Annotated in this window: 19 protein-coding genes; all 19 read left to right on the top strand. The window is 45.6% G+C overall.

Annotation, left to right across the window (positions count from 1 at the left end; all coding sequences use genetic code 11):
- The first annotated feature begins 8 nt into the window (after positions 1-8).
- Entirely contained in the window at positions 9-1,388 is a 1,380-nt protein-coding gene (locus F8L24_RS02075; protein ID WP_294951247.1) for an FAD-dependent oxidoreductase, read from the top strand.
- 30 nt (positions 1,389-1,418) lie between these two features.
- Entirely contained in the window at positions 1,419-2,177 is a 759-nt protein-coding gene (gene ppk2 / locus F8L24_RS02070) for a polyphosphate kinase 2 (RefSeq protein WP_294951245.1), read from the top strand.
- Positions 2,174-3,424, top strand: coding sequence for a DUF4010 domain-containing protein (locus tag F8L24_RS02065; RefSeq protein ID WP_294951243.1), 1,251 nt, complete (start codon positions 2,174-2,176; stop codon positions 3,422-3,424). The genes ppk2 and F8L24_RS02065 overlap by 4 nt, the downstream gene beginning before the upstream one ends.
- A 14-nt stretch (positions 3,425-3,438) precedes the next feature.
- Entirely contained in the window at positions 3,439-4,191 is a 753-nt protein-coding gene (locus F8L24_RS02060) for a DUF6629 family protein (protein WP_294951241.1), read from the top strand.
- 74 nt (positions 4,192-4,265) lie between these two features.
- Positions 4,266-5,267, top strand: coding sequence for a YfdX family protein (locus tag F8L24_RS02055; RefSeq protein WP_294951239.1), 1,002 nt, complete (start codon positions 4,266-4,268; stop codon positions 5,265-5,267).
- Positions 5,268-5,282: 15 nt separating this feature from the next.
- Positions 5,283-5,930, top strand: coding sequence for a DUF308 domain-containing protein (locus F8L24_RS02050; RefSeq protein ID WP_294951237.1), 648 nt, complete (start codon positions 5,283-5,285; stop codon positions 5,928-5,930).
- Positions 5,914-6,132: a hypothetical protein gene (locus tag F8L24_RS02045; RefSeq protein ID WP_294951235.1), complete on the top strand. Its 219-nt coding sequence runs from the start codon at positions 5,914-5,916 to the stop codon at positions 6,130-6,132. Before F8L24_RS02050 ends, F8L24_RS02045 begins: the two co-directional genes overlap by 17 nt.
- Before the next feature lie 174 nt (positions 6,133-6,306).
- Entirely contained in the window at positions 6,307-6,627 is a 321-nt protein-coding gene (locus F8L24_RS02040) for a hypothetical protein (RefSeq protein ID WP_294951234.1), read from the top strand.
- 265 nt (positions 6,628-6,892) lie between these two features.
- Positions 6,893-8,728: a mechanosensitive ion channel domain-containing protein gene (locus tag F8L24_RS02035; protein WP_294951233.1), complete on the top strand. Its 1,836-nt coding sequence runs from the start codon at positions 6,893-6,895 to the stop codon at positions 8,726-8,728.
- A gap of 52 nt (positions 8,729-8,780) precedes the next feature.
- A complete protein-coding gene (locus F8L24_RS02030; protein WP_294951232.1) occupies positions 8,781-9,131 on the top strand; it encodes a DUF190 domain-containing protein in 351 nt (116 codons plus the stop codon).
- The gene (gene crcB / locus F8L24_RS02025) at positions 9,131-9,511 is read left to right on the top strand and encodes a fluoride efflux transporter CrcB (RefSeq protein WP_294951231.1); all 381 of its coding nucleotides are present in this window, start codon (positions 9,131-9,133) and stop codon (positions 9,509-9,511) included. The genes F8L24_RS02030 and crcB overlap by 1 nt, the downstream gene beginning before the upstream one ends.
- A gap of 11 nt (positions 9,512-9,522) precedes the next feature.
- On the top strand, positions 9,523-10,167 hold the full coding sequence (locus F8L24_RS02020; protein WP_294951230.1) for a MarC family protein: 645 nt from the start codon (positions 9,523-9,525) through the stop codon (positions 10,165-10,167).
- A 69-nt stretch (positions 10,168-10,236) separates the two neighbouring features.
- Positions 10,237-11,463 carry an Nramp family divalent metal transporter gene (locus F8L24_RS02015; RefSeq protein ID WP_294951229.1) on the top strand — a complete coding sequence of 409 codons (1,227 nt, stop codon included), beginning with the start codon at positions 10,237-10,239 and terminating at the stop codon, positions 11,461-11,463.
- A gap of 12 nt (positions 11,464-11,475) precedes the next feature.
- Positions 11,476-13,032, top strand: coding sequence for a cation:proton antiporter (locus F8L24_RS02010; RefSeq protein WP_294951228.1), 1,557 nt, complete (start codon positions 11,476-11,478; stop codon positions 13,030-13,032).
- A gap of 105 nt (positions 13,033-13,137) precedes the next feature.
- Positions 13,138-15,264, top strand: a complete 2,127-nt coding sequence (glgP, locus tag F8L24_RS02005; protein ID WP_294951227.1) for an alpha-glucan family phosphorylase — start codon at positions 13,138-13,140, stop codon at positions 15,262-15,264.
- Between the two features lies 1 nt (position 15,265).
- Positions 15,266-16,912 carry a phosphoglucomutase (alpha-D-glucose-1,6-bisphosphate-dependent) gene (pgm, locus tag F8L24_RS02000; RefSeq protein ID WP_294951226.1) on the top strand — a complete coding sequence of 549 codons (1,647 nt, stop codon included), beginning with the start codon at positions 15,266-15,268 and terminating at the stop codon, positions 16,910-16,912.
- Between the two features lie 25 nt (positions 16,913-16,937).
- Positions 16,938-18,200 carry a glucose-6-phosphate isomerase gene (locus F8L24_RS01995; protein ID WP_294951225.1) on the top strand — a complete coding sequence of 421 codons (1,263 nt, stop codon included), beginning with the start codon at positions 16,938-16,940 and terminating at the stop codon, positions 18,198-18,200.
- A gap of 20 nt (positions 18,201-18,220) precedes the next feature.
- Positions 18,221-18,511, top strand: coding sequence for an isoamylase early set domain-containing protein (locus F8L24_RS01990; RefSeq protein ID WP_294951224.1), 291 nt, complete (start codon positions 18,221-18,223; stop codon positions 18,509-18,511).
- Positions 18,512-18,514: 3 nt separating this feature from the next.
- A partial coding sequence (locus tag F8L24_RS01985; protein ID WP_294951223.1) for a sugar phosphate nucleotidyltransferase occupies positions 18,515-19,821 on the top strand: 1,307 nt, incomplete at its 3' end.

Here is a 19,821-nt window from a genome sequence, read left to right as displayed (position 1 = left end):
AGATGAAAATGAATAAGCAAAACAAACGACTGAATCGGCGTGATGTCCTGAAACTGGCAGCGCTTGCCGGTGCGGGTACCCTGGCAGGCACCACGGGGGCGGAAGCGAATGAGATAAAAAGCAGCAAAAAAGACATTTCCAAAAAACAGCCTTTGCATATTGCCATTATAGGAGGAGGAATGGCCGGTACGGCACTGGCATACAGACTCAGCAGGGCGATCACCTATCCGGTGATTACCCTGTATGAACCGCAGGAGAGAAGCTGCTGGTACCAGCCGGGTATGACGATGGTGGGAACCGGACTCTGGCCGATGGCGGAGCTGGCATATGAAAGAGACAAGTATCTGCCGATGCATGTTTCACTCAACCGAAATGCTGTTACCTCGATCGATGCAAACACGCGTACCGTGACAGACAGCAGCGGGAAAAGTGCTGCGTATGACTATGTTGTGACGGCATCGGGCCTCCAGCTTGATTTTCCTGCCATAGACGGACTGAGCGGAGCGATTTCATCGCTTCAGCATACAGACAAACTGGAGTCGTGGATGAATGATCCGGCGATAGGCAGTATTTACTACCTGCACGGTGCTGTCCGTCTCTCCAAGCAGCTTGACGGAGTGGTGCAAAAGGTCCAAAAAATCCCAAAAGGAAAAAGACTGAATGTCTATTTTACACAACCGAAGATCATTGTCAAATCTCCTGCGGCTGCAAAAAGTGCGCTGATGAGTCTTCTTGACAAATTGAAAAAAGCGGGGATGAGAGACCGTGTTGAAATCGTCTTTTTCGCAGAAGATGGCAGGCTTTCGGCAAATGATGCCTATGATACCTACTATAAGAAGCTTTTGGCAAAAGAGAATGTCCTCTTGAAGAAAGACAAACTGGTCAGTGTCAATGCGGCAGAACATAAAACAGTGTTTTCCGGGGCGGGAGAATTGCCATACGACTTTATTCATGTTACACCGCCGATGAAAACAGGTACCTATCTTTCAAAAAGCGGCCTGCTCAATGACAATGGTCTGGTAGATGTGGATGCCAAAACACTGGAGCATAAAGTCTACCCGAAGATCTTCGCGATCGGAGATGCCGCAGGATGCGGTGCACTCAAGAGTGCTTCTGCGATCAGCAGCCAGGTAAAAACGGTGACAGATACGATACGTGCACTGGATGAAGGAGAAAAACCGAAGGCAAAATATGATGGATATGGTTCTGATACACTGCTTTGTCCCGGTAAAAAAACAGCACTTGTCGAAGCCTGGAACGATAAAGGCAATCCCCTGTCACCGCTTGTCTATCTCAACCCTATGGAGTGTCACGTACTTTACTGGTACAGCAGTCTTTATCTGTCCAGATCCTATATGATGGACGGTGTTCTCCGTGGCTGGGCATAAATTTATATCATTGAAGCAAGGACAGATAGAATGAAAAAAAAGCTGTATAAAAAAGAACTCTACAGATTACAGGTGGAATTGGTCAAATTCCAAAAATATGTGATCGAAAAGAATGTTGCTGTGTGTATCGTCCTTGAGGGGCGCGATACGGCCGGGAAGGACGGGACAATCAAACGTTTTACCGAACATTTAAGTCCCCGGGAAGCACGTACTGTCGCCCTCGGAATACCCAGCGACAAAGAGAAAAATTCATGGTATTTTCAACGGTATGTGCCTCATCTTCCCAGTGGAGGGGAGATCGTTTTCTTCAACCGAAGCTGGTATAACCGTGCCGGTGTGGAAAAAGTCATGGGTTTTTGTACCAAAAAACAGTATGAGGCTTTTATGGAAGAAGTAGGCAGTTTTGAAGAAATGCTGACGCACTCCAATATCCGTTTTTTCAAATATTATCTCGATATTTCCCAAAAAGAGCAAAAAAAACGTCTGGAAGCACGCAAGACTGATCCGCTGAAACAGTGGAAACTCAGCCCCATAGATGCCAAGGCACAGAAAATGTGGAATGCCTACTCCAAAACGAGAGATGAAATGTTCAATAAAACTTCTTTTGTCTATGCACCCTGGTATGTTGTCCATACCGATGACAAAAAAGAGGCACGTATCAATATCATAAAACATTTTTTAAGTCTCAATGACTATCCTGACAAAGACAAGGCATTGCTGGCATATGACCATGATGTTATTTGCAAGTTTGATCCTGTCTGTTATGAAAAAGGAATGATCGCACCATGAGTCTGGCCCCCGATCTTATCCATCTGGTCATTACCGTTGCTTTCAGTTTTCTGGTCGGTATGGAGTTAAAGACGTACCGTCAGCAATATCATGCCCAAAAAGGGAATATTTACTTCGGGACGGCACGTACCTATACGTTCATAGGGCTGCTGGGATATATTTTTTACAAGATCGATACGGTACATTTAATGCTTTATCTCGCTGTATTGATCGTACTTTCTCTGCTCTTTCTTGTGTTATATATGAAAAAGGTAGAAGAAGGAAGGTCAAGCATCCTGCCCTTTGTAGTGATGCTCAGTGTCTATGCCTTCGGTCCGATGACAGAGCGTTTTCCCCTATGGATGCCTTCGCTTCTTTTTGTGCTGATCATTTTTCTTTTAAATGCCAAACCGTCTTTACAGCGGCTCAGCGGCGGTATCAATACGCATGAATTGGAAACTTTGGGGAAAATGGTACTTTTGTCGGCGGTGATCCTTCCGCTGCTGCCGCGGACCAATGTTATCCCATACCTTCCTATTTCGCCATTCAAGCTGTGGCTCGCTGTCGTAGTGATCTCGGGTATCAGTTACGGCGGCTATCTTGTCCAGAAATATTTTTTCCCTTCAAAAGGATATTTTCTGACCGGTATTTTCGGAGGAACCTATTCTTCTACAGCTACGACCGTTGTTTTGGCACGCAAAGCGAAAAATACCGGAAACCGTGCAGTCATCACTGCAGGTATCATTGCGGCGACTTCGATGATGTACATCAGGCTGGTGATAGTGGCGCTGGTATTCAATGTACAGATAGCACGTGCTCTTGCCCTGCCGTTTTTCGGCTTGGCGCTGGCAGGCTTGATCATTGCAGCATTTTATCTGAGGCTCAAAAAAGAAAGCAGTGTCAAACCTGATTTTGTTGACAAAAACCCGCTGGAACTAGGTACGGCATTTTTATTTGCCTTTTTGTTCGCACTGATGATGTTTCTTACAGATTTCGTGATGCAGCATTATGGAAACAACGGTTTAAGGGTCCTCTCTTTTGCAGTAGGGTTTACCGATATCGACCCCTTTGTGCTTTCCCTTCTTACCGGTAAATATTCTGTTGCAGATACACAATTGGTTTCTGCTATAATGATCGCAGCGGGAAGTAACAATATACTCAAATCTGCGTATGCACTTTGGTTCGGCGGTCTGAAAGGCGGTATGCATCCTGCCCTATGGATCGCACTTCTCGGTGTTGTCACTATCGGAGTGGGATTTTGGATTTAATGAAAGGATAGAAATTGTTTTTTGCTATATTGAATTTTACACTTTCCGGAGCGATCTTCATCGTAGGTATTATGACTTTGAGAAAAGTGAGTTCTCCCAATGAAGTGGTGTTTGCCAGTTTGCCGCTGTTTTTTTCTCTGCACCAGTTCACACAGGGCTTCGTCTGGCTCGGGATGTATCATCTCATAGGGACCAGGGCACTGCATATGGCAGAAAATATTTTTGTATTTTATGCACAGGGCCTGCTGCAGTTCCTTGTACCTCTGGCCATCTGGCTGCTTCAGCCCACAGGCATGCGCAAGCACCTGATCGCATTCCTTATGTATTTAGGTGCTTTTTTAACAGCATATTCATTGTGGAAACTTTCAATTGTACCGACACATGTGTCCATCGTGGACGGTGTTCTGGCCTATGAAAATCCTGCTACAGAACACTTCTGGCTGGCTGTAGGCTATATCATTACAACCTGCGGAGCACTTATACTCAGCAGCAGTATTGCCATTCAGCTTTTCGGCTGGCTGAACCTTTTGGGACTCACCGTGGTCTATCTTGTCAAACCATACGGATTTACATCCCTGTGGTGCCTGTATGCTGCCGGTGTGAGTATTTTGCTTTATTTCTACTTTGTAGAACGACGTATCAGGTTCTTGCAGGATATCCGGGAAAAAGAGCACGGTCTGAATGAGACGCTGAGTAAAGAATTAGCCCGCCTTGAACATTACTATCCGGACTTGGCAAAAACCATAAAACAGAGTATTTCAGAATGAGTTCTGTTAAATAACGGTTATACCTGCGTTACTACAATATATTTGTAAACAATAACTATATTAAAGGATATAAAATGAAAAAAAGATTTTTACTTTCAACATTGGCATGCGGTTTGCTTCTCGGGGCAACAGCACTTCAGGCAAAAACAGATAAAAAAGTACTGGTACGAAATGTAATGCAGCAAGAGGTGAAGAACCACAAGCAGGCACCCAAAGAGATCGTGACCGGTATGCAAAATACATTCCAGGCCCTCAAAGCATTGCAGGGAAACAAAAAAGATGAAGCCAAAAAAGCACTTGAAGCAGCAACAAAAAGTTTCGATGCTGCACTCAAGGTAAACCCGGAACTTGACCTGATCCCTATAGATGAAAGATTCCAGGCGTATGAATTCCTCGGCTCATCGAAAGTGATCTCTGCCAGAATCAAACTGGCAGAGCAGCTCCTGAAAGCGCATGACACACAGATAGCCATAGACACGATAGCGCCGTTGAAAGACGAGTTGGATATTACGACTATTTCCATTCCTATGAAAATTTATCCTTTGGCAACGAAAAAAGCGCTTGATGCTCTCAACAAAGGAGATACAAAAGCCGCTGTTGCTGCGATTGCAGAAGCAATGAACAGTCTGGTGGTATTTGAAGCAATTGTTCCTACGCCGCTGCTGGCAACACAGGATCTCATCGTTGAAGCATCCAAACTGGACAAAAGCAAGAAAGAGGAAGCTGGCAAACTGCTCCAGGCGGCCAAAGAAGAATTGAAACGTGCGGAACTCCTCGGTTATACGAAGAAACATGAAGCAGACTACACCCTGCTCAACAGTGATATTGACAAGATCCAGGCAGAGATCAAAGGCAAGAATGAAGTGGAGAAACTGTATGATAAAATGAAAGTCGACATGAAAAAAATTATTGATCGGACAAGAATTTCAAAAATGCGCCTGCCAAACCCGGCACAAGAGGCAGCAGCAGAAACAAAAGTCAATAAATTTGAAAAAAAAGAGTCTGTAAAAGCAAAAACGGATACGCCCGAATTTAAAAAAGAAGTCCATCAGGACGAGAAAAAAACATTAAAATAACCCAAAGGAAACAGAATGTGGAACTGGAACAATAATTTGAGTCTCGAAATGAATATCAATAAAAATTTGGTAGACAATTTTAGAAAATATGCAAAGATAAGCGGTACGCTTTTTATTATACTCGGTGCAGTAGGGATCATTTTCCCTACTTTTATGTCGTTTACTACTTTAGCGTTTGTAGCGTACCTTATGCTGTTCGCGGGTATTTCTGCCGGGTGGCTTACCTGGATAAGCAATAAAAATGACTGGGCGGGATGGCTTAAAAGTTTTGTGCTGATCGTCGTTTCACTCTTCATGATATTTTATCCGATGCAGGGTATTGCGGCACTGGGACTTCTGTTCGCCATCTATTTTTTCACAGATGCCTTTGCCGGATTCGGTCTTGCTTTTTCACTCAAACCGCAAAAGATCTGGTGGATGTGGCTTGTCAATGCTGTCACTTCCCTGATTCTCGGTTTTATCTTTCTGATAGGCTGGCCATTCAGTTCTCTCTTTATGGTAGGGCTGCTTGTCGGTATCAGTCTGCTGTTTGACGGTGTAGCACTGCTTTCAGGCGGTATGTTCCTTGATACGGCAGAAAAAGAGAATAAAACAGAAGACGCTAACAAAACAGAAAAAGATGACAAAACAGAAAAAGATAACAAAAATGAAACTGAAGCATAAAATAGCACTTTTTACAGTCTATTTTGTCCTTTTCATCGCCTTGACGGCGATGATAGACTATTATGCCTATGATATCATCAACCCGTGGATATTTATTGTGCTGAGTTTTCTCGGGGCAGTGGGAGCAACACTGGCCCATGCCAAAAGCCGTGAAAAAACAAAAGCGGATGAACTGGCTCATGATCTTGAAGAGATACTGTAATCCAAAAACAGGATTATTGTTTCCATATACGGATTGACCTGAATCAATTTTCTCATGTTTAAAGGATGGTATAATAGTTGGAATCTGAAATTAGGAGTGCCCGTTAGAGGGTATAAACTAAGTTTAGAGGTTTCCAGAGTGTAACCAAAAATACCATTCCAAAAGGAGAGATCTATGAAAAAGAGTATCATGACATCCGCAATATTCGTTGCAATTGTGTTGGGAACGACAGCTTGTCAAAGTCAGGAGGCGGCGAACAAATCTGCACTGACTGATTCGGTAGCACAAAAAGAACAAAAAGCTTTGGCCAACCCAAAGTTGACAGAAGGTGTGCCGGCAGCAAAAGCGAAAGTGGAAGAAGAAGAAGAGAAGAGAAATTTCGATACTAAAATGGACGACACAACCTTTAACAAAGAGGGCAAGGCCGGTGAGAAAAAAACAGTGAACAAAACCGAAATGAAAACGGTCGACAAGATAGACAAAATAGTCAAATAAGAACACATCCTTCCTGCCCGATAATGGGTAGACTGCCAAGACGGTACCCTTATTTTAAAAGAGGTACTTGTCGCTTTTTAGCAATGTTTGGAATTATTCTTCTGCATCAATGCTGCTAAAATCATAAAACAATGCATTCCCCGCCAAATTCTGAAAATAATGATATTGGTTTTACTGCAATCAATTCTGTTTTATCATAAATTCGATAAGATTGTTACAAGCTTTGTGAGGATAGACATAAATCTTGAAATAAGGAGTCCGGATTTTGAAAACTGTATTTTTCCTTGTTTCCTTTATGTGTCTTTTTCTGCTTAGCAGCCAGGCTGCAGATATGAATACTACTTTGGAGTACGCGGACAAAACGGTATACAAAAAACTGCTTTTGTCCCTGGAGCAGGAAAAAAATGTTACCTCTGAAACGGCATTGGAAAAATCGCTGCTGGAGATACTTCTGAGACAGCCGCAGAAGCATATGCCGACTATTGCACTGCGTATGCCGAAGAACAGTAATGACTACCGTATACTTTTTGCTGCCTACATTGACATAGCGATACACAATGAACATCTCAGGCGTCAACTGAAGAACAGCCGCCAAAAAATCAAAACCGTAGAATCCGAAATATACAAACTGGACCAAAATGATCCCAAACTGCTTTCCTATCAGCTTCAAGATGCACTTTATCATCACAATACACTGTTATATAACAAGGAAATGGATATACAGCATCAGCAAATGCAAAAGATTTCGAAGATACTGACACTGTCTCTGGAACAGATCTCCATTGACAGTGCAGCTGCCGGTAAAATGCTCAGTACCAAACAGGCACTTGTACAGAAACTGCATCTTGATCTAAACAGACTGCAGATCGACAAAGAGCAGACAGAGCTGGTAAACGACAAGACAGATACTTTTATTATAGATAAAAAAATACAAAAAATACAAAAACTTTATGCCCAGACAGTCAAAGAAACAGCGAGCTATGAGTTTCTGCTTTTCTCTCATGCCCTCAAAAGGAAAGAACACCAGGTATTTGCTCTGGCCAAAACCATAAAAGCCTTGCTTCGCAGTACTCCCGAACTTTCTGTTTCTGCCAAAGCAGTTATGGCCCTGCTTGAATCTATGGAGAAACACTATTTGGGACAGATTGAAACATTTGAAGGCTCAGGAATACAGGAGCTTAAAGATATCTTTCAACAGAGCTGGGACCTTGTCAATCGTCCCATTTTTATGATCAACAAAACACCGATAAGCGTTTTTAAACTGTTTTGGGCTTTGATCATTCTCGTAGCGGGATTTCTTATCGGTTCATTTTACAAAGGCAGAATTCAGGACTTGAGTCTGAACAGACATTCTCTTACGACTTCTACCCGTACGATCCTGGCGAATATCGGTTATTATATTATTCTTCTGATCGCCTTTTTCATGGTACTGAATGTACTCGGGATCAAACTCTCTTCGCTCGCCCTTGTAGCCGGCGCCCTTTCGGTAGGTATAGGGTTTGGATTGAAAAACATTGTCTCAAATCTTGTTTCCGGGCTTATTCTTATGTTTGAACGCAGTGTCAAAATAGGTGATTATGTTGAACTTGACGATACGCTCAAAGGCTATATTACCGATATCAGAATGCGTTCGACCACCATCAATACCAATGACAATATAGATATTATCGTGCCAAACCAGCGTTTTATAGAGAGCAATGTCGTCAACTGGACCATGCGGGACAACCTTCGCCGCTTTTTCATACCCTTTGGTGTCAAGTACGGAACTGACCCGCAGCAAGTGATGGATATCGTGATGAAAGCGGTAATGGAGAGTGAATACAGGAATGAGATACATGATGCTCCCGATAAAAGAAACCGTGTCATTATGACAGGAATGGGCGACAGCAGCGTTGATTTTGAACTTTTGGTATGGATAGAAGGTGCAAAAATGCGCAGACCCAAACGGACAAAATCTGAGTTTTTAGTTTTGATCTACAAGGTACTGTATGAAAACAATATTGAGATTCCTTTCCCTCAGAGGGATCTGCATATCCGCTCCGTTGACGAAGGTGTCTCCTTTGTGACTGAACGCCAATACATGCCCAAAGAGAGAACGTAGTATAATCTCTTAAACCAATAAAAGAAATACCAAATCTGTAAAAAGGAAACATATGCAGCGTTATCTGGGAAAACGTAAAGAGTTGAAGATCTATATCAGCAATGAAGATACTTTTGAAAGCAAGCCGCTTTTTGAAGCACTTCTGGCACGGGCAAAAGAGAGCGGAATTTCCGGAGCAACCGTCATGAAAGCAGTTGCCGGGCTCGGTGTGCATTCGGAGATACACAGTTTCAATGTCTGGGTACTCAGACAAAAAGTACCGTTGGTCATTACCATCATCGATACGGAAGAACACATAAGAGCTTTTCTCGATGAAGCAGGGAAGATGATAGACGAGGGGCTTGTGACCATGAGCGATACTGAAGTGCTTCAGTACCACCATCCCAAATTTGGAGAAGCGTAATGCAGCCTCTTTTGTTGCTTGCCGTAGGTACAGGCGGTTTTGTGGGAGCGATTTTGCGTTTTCTGATCAGCGGCTGGGTTCAGAAACTTTCACCGGCACTCTTTCCTGTAGGTACATTGAGTGTGAACGTACTGGGCAGTTTTATTATCGGTTTTATGGCACTTTATTTTGAATCGGTCGTTGCTCCGCAGCAGAAAGCACTGGTGATCACCGGAATGCTCGGTGCGTTGACAACCTTTTCCACATTTTCGCTCGAAACTGTTACGATGCTTCAGGGCGGACTGTGGGGCCGTGTGACGATGAACATCACTCTGAATGTCTTTTTGTGTGTGGTTGCGACACTGCTGGGAATGATGCTTTTTAGACGCTTATACGGTTAAAAGGTATACCTATGATACAGACTTATTTGTCACTGGTACTGCACGACACCATCGGACTCATTACTATTTTAAACCCGATCGCTGCTGCCAGCATTATGGTCACTATGGTGGACAATACCACCCCATCGACTATGCGTTCGGTAGCCTTCAAGGCTACTATGACAGTCTTTATTGCTTCCCTGGTCACCCTGTTCGGCGGTGAATTCATTTTCAAGATTTTTGGTATCAATGTCATGTCGATCAAAGTGATCGGCGGGGTGATCCTGATGCTGATCGCCATCAATATGGCGTATGGACAGTCCAGCAAATCGAGACATACCCAGGCAGAACATGATGAAGCAGAGGAAAAAGAGGATGTCTCCATCGTGCCTATCGGGATTCCTATTTTATTCGGGCCGGGAGTCATCGCGACCATCATCGTGCTCAATAACAATATCTCCGGTGAGTACTCCCACCTCGTGAGTTACAGTATCGTAAGTATCTCCCTGCTGATTGCAGCGATCACCATTTTCTTTACACTTCGATATGCCGGGGCTATCCATAAAGTGCTCGGTATCACGGGTATGAAGATCCTGACGCGGATCATGGGCCTGGTAGTAGGGGCGATCGCCGCGCAGTTCCTTATTGGCGGTATCAAAGGGCTGTGGGGGCAGTAAAATGCCGATAAACGGGCCTGATACAGGTACACAATACTTCAGAGGAGAAGAGAAATGCCCCTAAGGGAAATGATACGTAGACAAATAGCAAAGAACCGCTCCCGCATCAAGAAACTTGGCCCCGGGCTGATTACCGGAGGTGCCGGGGATGACCCGGCGGGTATTGTGACTTATACGGTAGTAGGCGCGACGACCGGATTCTCACAACTGTGGCTTCTGCTGCTTTCCACACCGATGATGATCGCCATTCAGAACACGGTGGCGCAGATCGCGATCGTAACAGGGAAAAGCCTTCCTGAGATCACGACGGCATTCTACTCCAAAAAACTCTCCATACTGATGATCATGGTACTCGCCGTTGCCAATATCCTGACCATTGGAGCGGATATGAACGGCATTGCAGAGATCTTTCATGTCCTTACCGGATACCAGACCATTTATTTTCTCGTTCCTGTCACTGCGTTGATCCTCTACCTAGTCCTTTTCGGACAGTATAAAACCATTAGAAATGTATTGATCTCGCTGACAGCAGTGCTTGTTGTCTATGTCATCTCTGCCATTATGGCAAAGCCCGATATTGTCAAAGTGCTGGCCAATACGTTCATTCCGCATATCCAAAGCAGTTCTGCCTGGATCATTGCCGCCCTCGGGATGCTGGGTACGACGATCTCTCCCTATCTGGTTTTCTGGCAGGCAGCAGAGGAGAAAGAGGAAAAAAAGAGTGTCGTGCAGGCCGATGATGTCAGTTTTGACACGGTCGTAGGTATGGTTTATTCCAATCTGCTGGCATACTGCATGATCATTACGGGAGCAGTAATACTCTATGGAAGCGGCGCCAATATCCAGGATGTCTCTACACTGGCACAGGCACTTGAACCTGTCAGCGGTCAGTATGCCTTTCTGCTTTTCAGTTTTGGTATTATTATTTCCGGACTGCTGGCAATACCCGTACTTGCAGGTTCTACCGCGTATGCCGTTGCCGACACATTCGGATGGCGTGAGGGAATGGAAAACAAAGTCAGTGATGCCAAGGGTTTTTATTTTGTTTTTGTAGGTGCATTGATCTTCGGGAATGTTATCGATCTTGTACCGCAGATCAGTGCGGTAGATGCACTGTACTATTCTCAGGTGCTTGACGGCATGCTGATCCCGCTTCTCATAGTCATTACACTGATGATCTCCAATAACAAGAAGATCATGGGACAATACACCAACTCAAAATTCAACAACTTTTTCTCGGGCTTTGCATTTCTTGTTACCGTCGGTTTGAGTATGGTTATGTTTTACCAGATGTAGGGAGCGTGCAGTATGGGTAATGAATCGGTTGTTCTGATACTGTTTGTCATTGCATCTACTGTTGCGGTTTTGGCAAAACGCATCCATCTTCCCTATACGATCGCATTAATGGCGGTCGGATTGGCCCTGGGTGCGGCGCAGCTGCTGCATGCCCCGAAGATCAGTCAGGAAATGCTGTATGCCATTTTTCTTCCCGGACTCATTTTTGAAGCGGCAATCCATCTGCGTACCTCCGATATGGCAAAAGATTTCTGGCTTATTGCCGTCTTTGTCATTCCCGGGGTCATTATTTCAACCGTGGTCACGGCGGCGGTACTGGTACCGGCAAGTGTCTGGTTTGCCGGTATTGACGCATTTACCTGGCCGCTTGCCATTTTGTTCGGTGCGGCTGTAGCAGCCACCGACCCTGTTTCTGTCATTTCCATTTTTAAGGAACTCGGTGCTCCGCGCAGGCTGCGTCTGCTCATAGAAAGCGAAAGTCTGCTCAACGACGGTACCTCTATTGTGGTTTTCGTACTTGCCATGCAGTTTCTTCATGGTGATCTGGGAACGCCGCAGCAGGCACTGGTAGATTTTTTCCGGATTGTCGGTTTCGGTCTTCTGGTCGGTGTGATGGTGGGACTGCTGGCTGCAATGCTAATGCGTCATCTCGATGATGCCATGGTGACCATTACCGTCACGACAGTTGCAGCGTACGGTTCTTTTCTGATTGCGGACAAGCTTGGTGTATCGGGTGTCATGAGTACGGTTGCGACAGGACTGATATGCGGCAATAAAGGCTTTCAGGGAGTACTTTTCCCTTCCATACGCATTACTACCGAGGCCTTCTGGGAATATATCGCTTTCGCGCTGAACTCACTTATTTTTCTCTTGATGGGCTTTGCCATCAATCTTAAAATGCTCTGGGAACTCTGGCCTGTTGTGCTCATCGCCTATGTTTCCGTATTGCTTGCCAGACTGATCGTTGTCAGCAGTACCTGGGCCGTTTTTTACCCTACAAGGCTGCACTTTCCTTTCCGCTGGAGTCTTGCCATGGAATGGGGCGGGCTCCGGGGAGCGCTTTCGATGGTGCTTGCGCTCAGTCTGCCTGACAGTATGGCGATGAAAGAAGTGATCGTCACTCTTGTCTTCGGTGTCGTACTGCTTTCGATCTTTGTACAGGGCCTGACGATGACACCGCTGCTGAAAATGCTTGGTATTATCAGCAAACGGACACAGGTTTTCGGCTATGAAGAGCTTAAAGCCCGCATTTCCCTGCTTGAAGATGCCCTTGACGATCTGGATAGGGCGGAAAAAAGACGTATGCTTAGCAAAAGCAGTGCCGAGAACCTTAAAGAAGAGTACCAGAAACAGCTCGATGAAGCCAAAGCCGACCTGGATGCGCTCGACATAGACCGGGATGCTCTGGTCGAGGAAGAGACCATGCGTTTCAGGCGCCGGGAGATCATGACACAAAAAGCCAATTTGCTGGAACTCTACCAGAACGGGGCACTCAACCCCGATGCCTACTACCATTTAAAATCTGATCTGGATACGAGACTGCTTGAACTGGAAAATATGGGCGCATAGCGTTGTTCTATTATCTTTTCGTTACCTTTGTATGGTAACATTATAGAAGTAGTAGTGTATCAGATAGATATCTACAACATAAAAATACCCTTATAAAGTGAAAAAATGTTTGCAAGTGATCCTTCAAAAAATATCGCCATACCGAAACTGCCCAAAGAGATAGAATTTCTAAGTGACATAGCACTCAATCTCTGGTGGACATGGAACCCCCGGGGGAAAAACCTTTTTAAGCTCATCAATCCCTATTTGTGGAAAGAGAGCAGCCACAACCCCATTAAAATGCTCAATGCACTTTCCCAAGAGGATATTGCTGCGCTGACAGAGGATGAAACCTTTATGAAAGAATACCAGTATGTACATGCCCTGTTCAGGGACTATATGCAGGACAGCCGGGTCTATGCCGAAGAAGAGCCGCTTCCTGTCGCCTACTTCTGCGCAGAGTACGGACTGCACCATTCCGTACCCATTTATTCAGGCGGGCTCGGCTTTCTTGCCGGCGACATTCTTAAAGAGTCAAGCGATATGGGGCTTCCTCTCGTAGGGATCGGCTTTATGTACGCACAGGGCTATGTCAGGCAGGTCATAGGCAGCGACGGCTGGCAGAACGGCACGAATGAAACCATAGACAAAGACAATGCACCTATTGAAAGGGTGCTTGACGAGAACGGGAACCATTTTACCATACAGGTGCCTTTTATCGACCCGCCGGTCTACACTTCTGTCTGGAAGATCAATGTCGGGCGTGTGACCCTCTATCTGCTCGATACGGATGTGGAACAGAATGACCCGTGGGACAGAGGCATAAGCTCCCATCTTTATGTCCCCGATATGAACCAGCGTCTCAGACAGCAGATCGTGCTCGGCATAGGCGGATACAGGGTGCTCGAAGAGCTCGGCATCAAGTACTCCATTCTCCATTTGAATGAAGGACATCCGGCTTTTGCGCTTTTTGAAAGGGTCAGAAGTTTCATTGAAGATGAAAAAATGAGTCTGGAAGAGGCGATAGAAAAAGTCAAAGAAACTTCTGTTTTTACAACGCATACACCGCTTCAGGCGGCCACGGATGTGTACAGTTTCGATATGATGAGCAATTATTTCAGAGACTACTGGCAGAGACTCGGGCTGAGCAAGGACCAGTTCTTCAGTTTCGGTATCAATCCGGATGCGCCGAATGCCGGTTTCAACATGACCGTGCTGGGGCTGAAAATGTGCCATCAGCGCAATGCTGTCAGCAAGAAACACTCGGAAGTGACCAAAGAAATATGGAAAGATGTCTTTGCGATGGATGACAAAGAGAATGTACCCATAGAATACGTGACGAACGGTGTGCACATTCCTACCTGGCTGAGCGATGAACTGACCCGAACCTATGACAAGGTGCTGGGTGAGCAGTGGCAGCACCTTGAAGATGAAGAAGCGGTGTGGAGCAGGGTGGAAGAGATCGAAGCAGAGAAGATCTGGAATATGCACTATACCAATAAAGTGCGTCTTGTCAACTTTGTGCGCGAAAGAGTAAGGCAGAAATGGTCGAACGAAGGTATTGACCCTCTGGTAGCCATGGCGGAAGGCGTTATGCTTGACCCCGATATTCTGACCATCGGTTTTGCACGCAGAATGACAAGCTACAAGCGTCCCAACCTGATACTGCATGATCTGGAGAGACTTGAGAAGATCGTTAACAACAGCGACAGGCCTGTACAGATCATTTTTACGGGAAAAGCACACCCCTCAGACAACCCCGGAAAGAAAATGATACAAAATATATTCAAAGTTGCTCAGAACCCCCGGTTTAAGGGCAGGATCGCCTTCATAGAAGACTATGGCGAAGAAGTGGCGAAATATCTTGTACGGGGCGTGGATGTATGGCTGAACAATCCGAAGATCCCCATGGAAGCCTGCGGGACCAGCGGTATGAAAGCCAGTCTCAACGGTACACTGCATTTCTCCGGGCTGGACGGCTGGTGGCCGGAAGGCTACACTGGAGAGAACGGCTGGAAAATAGGAGAAGAGACATCAGACGATAGCCGGGATGCCAATGCCATTTATGATACGCTTGAAAATGAGATCGTTCCTCTTTTTTACAGAACAGGCAAAGAATCGTTCCCCAAAGCGTGGGCTGAAAAAATGAAAAAAGCCATCATGAGCATATCGCCTCATTTCAGTGCAAGAAGAATGATGAAAGACTATCTGGAAATGTTCTATGTTCCTATCAGCAAAAAAATAAAGGAGTAACATGTCAAAATCGAATTTAAATGCATTGGCCGGGAAGAAGGTTCCCAAGTCGCAGCTGGAAAACATTCCCAAGCTGATCAGTGCCTACTATACGCTTAAGCCGGAAATGTCCCATAAAGAACAGAGGGTAGCGTTCGGTACTTCCGGACACCGGGGAAACGCCTCTAAAAAAAGTTTCAATGAAGCCCATGTCAAAGCCATAAGCCAGGCGATCTGCGACTACAGGAAGGAACAGGGGATCGACGGCACCCTGTTCATAGGAAAAGACACCCATGCTCTTTCTACACCTGCACAGCTGACAGCCATAGAAGTTTTTACCGCCAACCGTGTCAGTATATCGATTGCCGAAGATGACGGTTATACGGCAACTCCGCTTGTCTCTTTTGCCATTATCGAAGCCAATAAAAAAGATGGCGGCATTTGTGACGGCATTGTCATCACTCCCTCGCACAATCCGCCGTCTGACGGCGGTTACAAGTACAATCCGCCCAACGGCGGTCCGGCAGATACCGATGTGACGTCACAGATAGAAAAGCGGGCCAATGAAATACTGGAGAACGGCTTGAAAGAGGTGAAATCCTGTACCCTGAAAGAAGCGATGAATTCAGGATATATCACGGCGTATGATTTTACCACACCGTATGTCACTGCCCTGAAAGAGATCGTCGATATGGCTGCCATTCAAAAGGCCAAACTCAAGATCGGTGTCAACCCTCTGGGAGGAGCCAGTATTGCCGTGTATCAGAAGATCAATGAAATGTACGGACTGGGAATGGATATACTCGACCCTTATGTAGACCCGACTTTCTCTTTTATGCATCTTGACCATGACGGGAAGATCCGCATGGACTGTTCTTCACCCTATGCCATGGCAGGACTCATTGAACTGAAAGACAGGTATGACATTGCCTTTGCCAATGATGTGGACTCTGACAGGCACGGCATCGTTACGCCCCAAGGCGGGCTGATGAACCCGAACCATTATCTGAGCGTAGCGATCTGGTATCTTTTCAGCTCGAGGAAAAAGTGGCGTGAGGATTTGCACATAGGCAAAACGCTGGTTTCCAGTTCCATGATCGACCGGGTCGCAAAGTCACTGCATAAAACAGTGTATGAAGTACCGGTCGGTTTCAAGTGGTTTTCGACAGGGCTGATGGACGGCGAACTTGGGTTTGGCGGAGAGGAGAGTGCCGGGGCTTCGTTCCTGCGGTTTGACGGAAGTGTCTGGACAACGGACAAAGACGGCATTATATTGAATCTTCTTGCGGCGGAGATCCTGGCAAAAGAGCAAAAAGACCCGGCACGTATTTATGCCGGTTTTGAACAGGCGTTCGGCAAAGCGTATTATGAAAGAATAGATGCTCCCGCAAGCAAAGCACAGAAAGAAAAACTTAAAAACCTGACATCCCATGACATACATCAAGCCGATCTTGCCGGAGAAACGATAGAATGTATTTATACCAAAGCACCGGGGAACAATGCCGATATCGGCGGAGTAAAGATTGTTACAGAGAACGGATGGGTAGCACTCAGGCCTTCCGGTACAGAAGATATCTACAAAATCTATGCTGAAAGTTTTCTTTCAGCCGAACATTTACACACACTGCAGAAAGAGGCCAAAGAGATTGTTGATGCGATTATAGATTAATCATTAAAAAAGGAGGGAACAACATATGGTCACGTATGAAAAGGATTTCAGTCTGAAAAGGGAAGAGCCCGAACAGGCAGAACTGGCGGATGTATTCCGTGCCATCGAAAACGAAGCTGCAGAAGGTGTCAGCGGGTATTACACCCTTCCTGAAGATTCTATGGCCATTGCCAGAGAGCTTGAAGCATATGCAGAGCGTGAGTCTGATTTTCTCAAGACACTTGAAACGGTCGCGGTAATAGGCATTGGCGGTTCCTCTCTGGGAACCAAGGCGATACACGCTGCCCTTGCAAGCAAATACCCGGAATCGAAAAATATGCTCTTCCTTGAAAATCCGGACCCGGTATCGCTTCTTGCACATTTTGACAGGATCAATCGGGACAAAACACTTTTCATCGTTGTTTCCAAATCCGGTTCCACCATAGAAACCACGTCCATCTTCAAAGCGGTTATCAAGCATTTTGACCTCGATTTTCAGGGCAGAGATATTCGGCAGATCATGGTGGTCACGGATGAAGGTTCGCCGCTTGACCGGTTCGCCGCTTTTTACTCTATACAACGCTTTCATATTCCTGCCAATGTGGGAGGACGTTTTTCCGTACTGAGCAGTGTGGGTATTGTGCCGCTGATGCTTGCGGGCTATGATGTAAAAACCATACTCGGCGGTGCAGGGCATTTTGCCAAACGTTTTTTTGAAGGCAAAGAGGAGCATTTGCTCAGAAAAGCCTATTTTCTGACACACTATAGGGAGCATTACCCTGTAACGGTGCTTTTTTCCTACGGGGACTGTCTGGAGCACTTTAGCAAATGGTTCGTACAGCTGTGGGGTGAATCGCTTGGGAAGATAGATGAGAAGGGCAGCCATACCGGGTTGACACCTGTGGGTCACATCGGTTCGGTCGACCAGCACTCTTTTTTGCAGCTTATCATTGAAGGCATGAGAGACAAGACCGTGACGTTCATCAAGATAGAGCATTTCGACCATGATCTGTCCATACCGGATATATCGCTAAAATATATCGAAAAGACAGATTATGTCAATACCCATACCTTTAACGAACTTATCGATATAGAGTGTGATGCGACGAGAGAAAGTTTGATGGCAAAAAACATCCCGGTCGACAGGATCGTACTGGACACAATGAGTGAAGCGAATATCGGCGAACTTATTATGTACTACGAAATACTGACTTCCGCCTGTGGTATAATGATGCAGATAGATACTTACGATCAGCCGGGTGTCGAACTGGGTAAAAAGATACTGGTGAAGAAATTCCAAAGCAAATAAACAGAGAGAAAGGAAAAAGAATGCTGAAGATCAAAAAAAATGACACAAAGGCGTGGGTAACATTTACCGTTGTCTGTGACGCGGAACAGGAATGTGTAGAGATAGCCGGTTCCTGGAATGACTGGGAAAAAGAGAGTATGAAGCAAAAAAAAGACGGCAGTTTTTATATTACAAAAGTGCTGCCGCTGGAGCAAAGGCATGAATTCAGATATGTACTCAATGGAAATGAGTGGATGAACGATGCCGATGCGATGGAAGTAGAAAATGTTTTTGGCAGTGTCAATTCAGTCATTGAACTTCAGAAAGGATAGTCCATGGCTAAAAATATCAAAGCAGTGATGATGGCAGGCGGTTTCGGGACCCGGATACAGCCGCTGACACACTCTATGCCCAAACCTATGCTGCCCATCTGCAATATTCCCATGATGGAACATACGATGAGAAAACTGGTCGATATCGGCATTACCGAAATCGTGGTGCTGCTTTATTTCAAGCCTGAGATCATTAAAAACCATTTTGGTGACGGCAGCAGTATCGGTGCAAAGATCGAGTATGTCCTTCCCGAGGAAGATTTCGGAACTGCCGGAGCGGTGAGAGTTGCCAAAGAATTCCTGGATACGACGTTCATCATAGTCAGCGGCGATCTTGTCAGTGATTTTGATTTTGAAAAGATCATTGACCACCACTGTGCCATAGAATCCAAACTGACGATCACACTCACTTCTGTAGAAAATCCGCTGCAGTTCGGCGTGGTGATCGCGGATGAGAACGGAAAAATTGAAAAATTTCTGGAGAAACCGAGCTGGGGTGAAGTGTTCAGCGACACGATCAATACCGGGATTTACGTCATCGAGCCTGAGATACTGGAATATATCCCCGGAGAAGAGAGTTTTGACTTTGCCAAAGACTTGTTTCCTCTGCTGATGCATGAGGGGATTGACCTGATGTCGTACGATGCCAGAGGATACTGGCGCGATGTGGGGAATCCTGACAGTTACAGAGAAGTATACGGCGATATATTCAAACACAGGATCGATGTCTCTCTCCCGGGAAAGAGAATAGAACATCCCGACGGCATCCTCTATCTGGGAGAGGGAAGTGAGATCGATGACTCTGTGGAGATCATCGATACGGTGATCATCGGTTCCCATGTTAAAATAGGCAAAAATGTACGGCTCCATGATGTTTCCATAGGCGACAATGTGACAATCCTGTCTGAAACCAAAATACGCAACAGTGTGTTATGGCATGACATCAGCATAGGCAGAAAATGTATACTGGATAACAGTGTTATCTGCAATGATACTCAGATAGGCGATATGGTCACGGCAAAAGCCGGTGTTATTCTGGCAGAAGGCTGTGATGTCGGAAAACTGGCTGTGTTCGACCAGGATCTGACTGTCTGGCCGCACAAGACCATTGAGGCGGCATCCATAGTGAATAAAAATGTCGTCTGGGGAAACAAATACAAAAATTCCATTTTTGAGAATGGCAGTGTCATAGGAAAAAGCAATGTTGAAATTTCGTGCGAAATGGCGTGTCAGCTTGCGGAAGCATTTGCTTCCCACCTTCCTTTGGGAAGTACGGTCATTGTAGGCAGGGACCACAGCAAAAGTGCGCG

Origin of the sequence: Sulfurovum sp., assembly GCF_015493435.1 — a bacterium.
Taxonomy (GTDB): domain Bacteria; phylum Campylobacterota; class Campylobacteria; order Campylobacterales; family Sulfurovaceae; genus Sulfurovum.
The sequence above is the reverse complement of the archived record's forward strand: the minus strand, read 5'-3'. Positions and strand labels throughout refer to the sequence as shown.

Bases quoted from the DNA above. Each gene is read 5' to 3' on its own strand.
- F8L24_RS02075 (WP_294951247.1), top strand. From the start codon at position 9: ATGAATAAGCAAAACAAACGACTGAATCGGCGTGATGTCCTGAAACTG.
- ppk2 (WP_294951245.1), top strand. From the start codon at position 1,419: ATGAAAAAAAAGCTGTATAAAAAAGAACTCTACAGATTACAGGTGGAA.
- F8L24_RS02065 (WP_294951243.1), top strand. From the start codon at position 2,174: ATGAGTCTGGCCCCCGATCTTATCCATCTGGTCATTACCGTTGCTTTC.
- F8L24_RS02055 (WP_294951239.1), top strand. From the start codon at position 4,266: ATGAAAAAAAGATTTTTACTTTCAACATTGGCATGCGGTTTGCTTCTC.
- F8L24_RS02050 (WP_294951237.1), top strand. From the start codon at position 5,283: ATGTGGAACTGGAACAATAATTTGAGTCTCGAAATGAATATCAATAAA.
- F8L24_RS02045 (WP_294951235.1), top strand. From the start codon at position 5,914: ATGAAACTGAAGCATAAAATAGCACTTTTTACAGTCTATTTTGTCCTT.
- F8L24_RS02040 (WP_294951234.1), top strand. From the start codon at position 6,307: ATGAAAAAGAGTATCATGACATCCGCAATATTCGTTGCAATTGTGTTG.
- F8L24_RS02030 (WP_294951232.1), top strand. From the start codon at position 8,781: ATGCAGCGTTATCTGGGAAAACGTAAAGAGTTGAAGATCTATATCAGC.
- crcB (WP_294951231.1), top strand. From the start codon at position 9,131: ATGCAGCCTCTTTTGTTGCTTGCCGTAGGTACAGGCGGTTTTGTGGGA.
- F8L24_RS02020 (WP_294951230.1), top strand. From the start codon at position 9,523: ATGATACAGACTTATTTGTCACTGGTACTGCACGACACCATCGGACTC.
- F8L24_RS02015 (WP_294951229.1), top strand. From the start codon at position 10,237: ATGATACGTAGACAAATAGCAAAGAACCGCTCCCGCATCAAGAAACTT.
- F8L24_RS02010 (WP_294951228.1), top strand. From the start codon at position 11,476: ATGGGTAATGAATCGGTTGTTCTGATACTGTTTGTCATTGCATCTACT.
- glgP (WP_294951227.1), top strand. From the start codon at position 13,138: ATGTTTGCAAGTGATCCTTCAAAAAATATCGCCATACCGAAACTGCCC.
- pgm (WP_294951226.1), top strand. From the start codon at position 15,266: ATGTCAAAATCGAATTTAAATGCATTGGCCGGGAAGAAGGTTCCCAAG.
- F8L24_RS01995 (WP_294951225.1), top strand. From the start codon at position 16,938: ATGGTCACGTATGAAAAGGATTTCAGTCTGAAAAGGGAAGAGCCCGAA.
- F8L24_RS01990 (WP_294951224.1), top strand. From the start codon at position 18,221: ATGCTGAAGATCAAAAAAAATGACACAAAGGCGTGGGTAACATTTACC.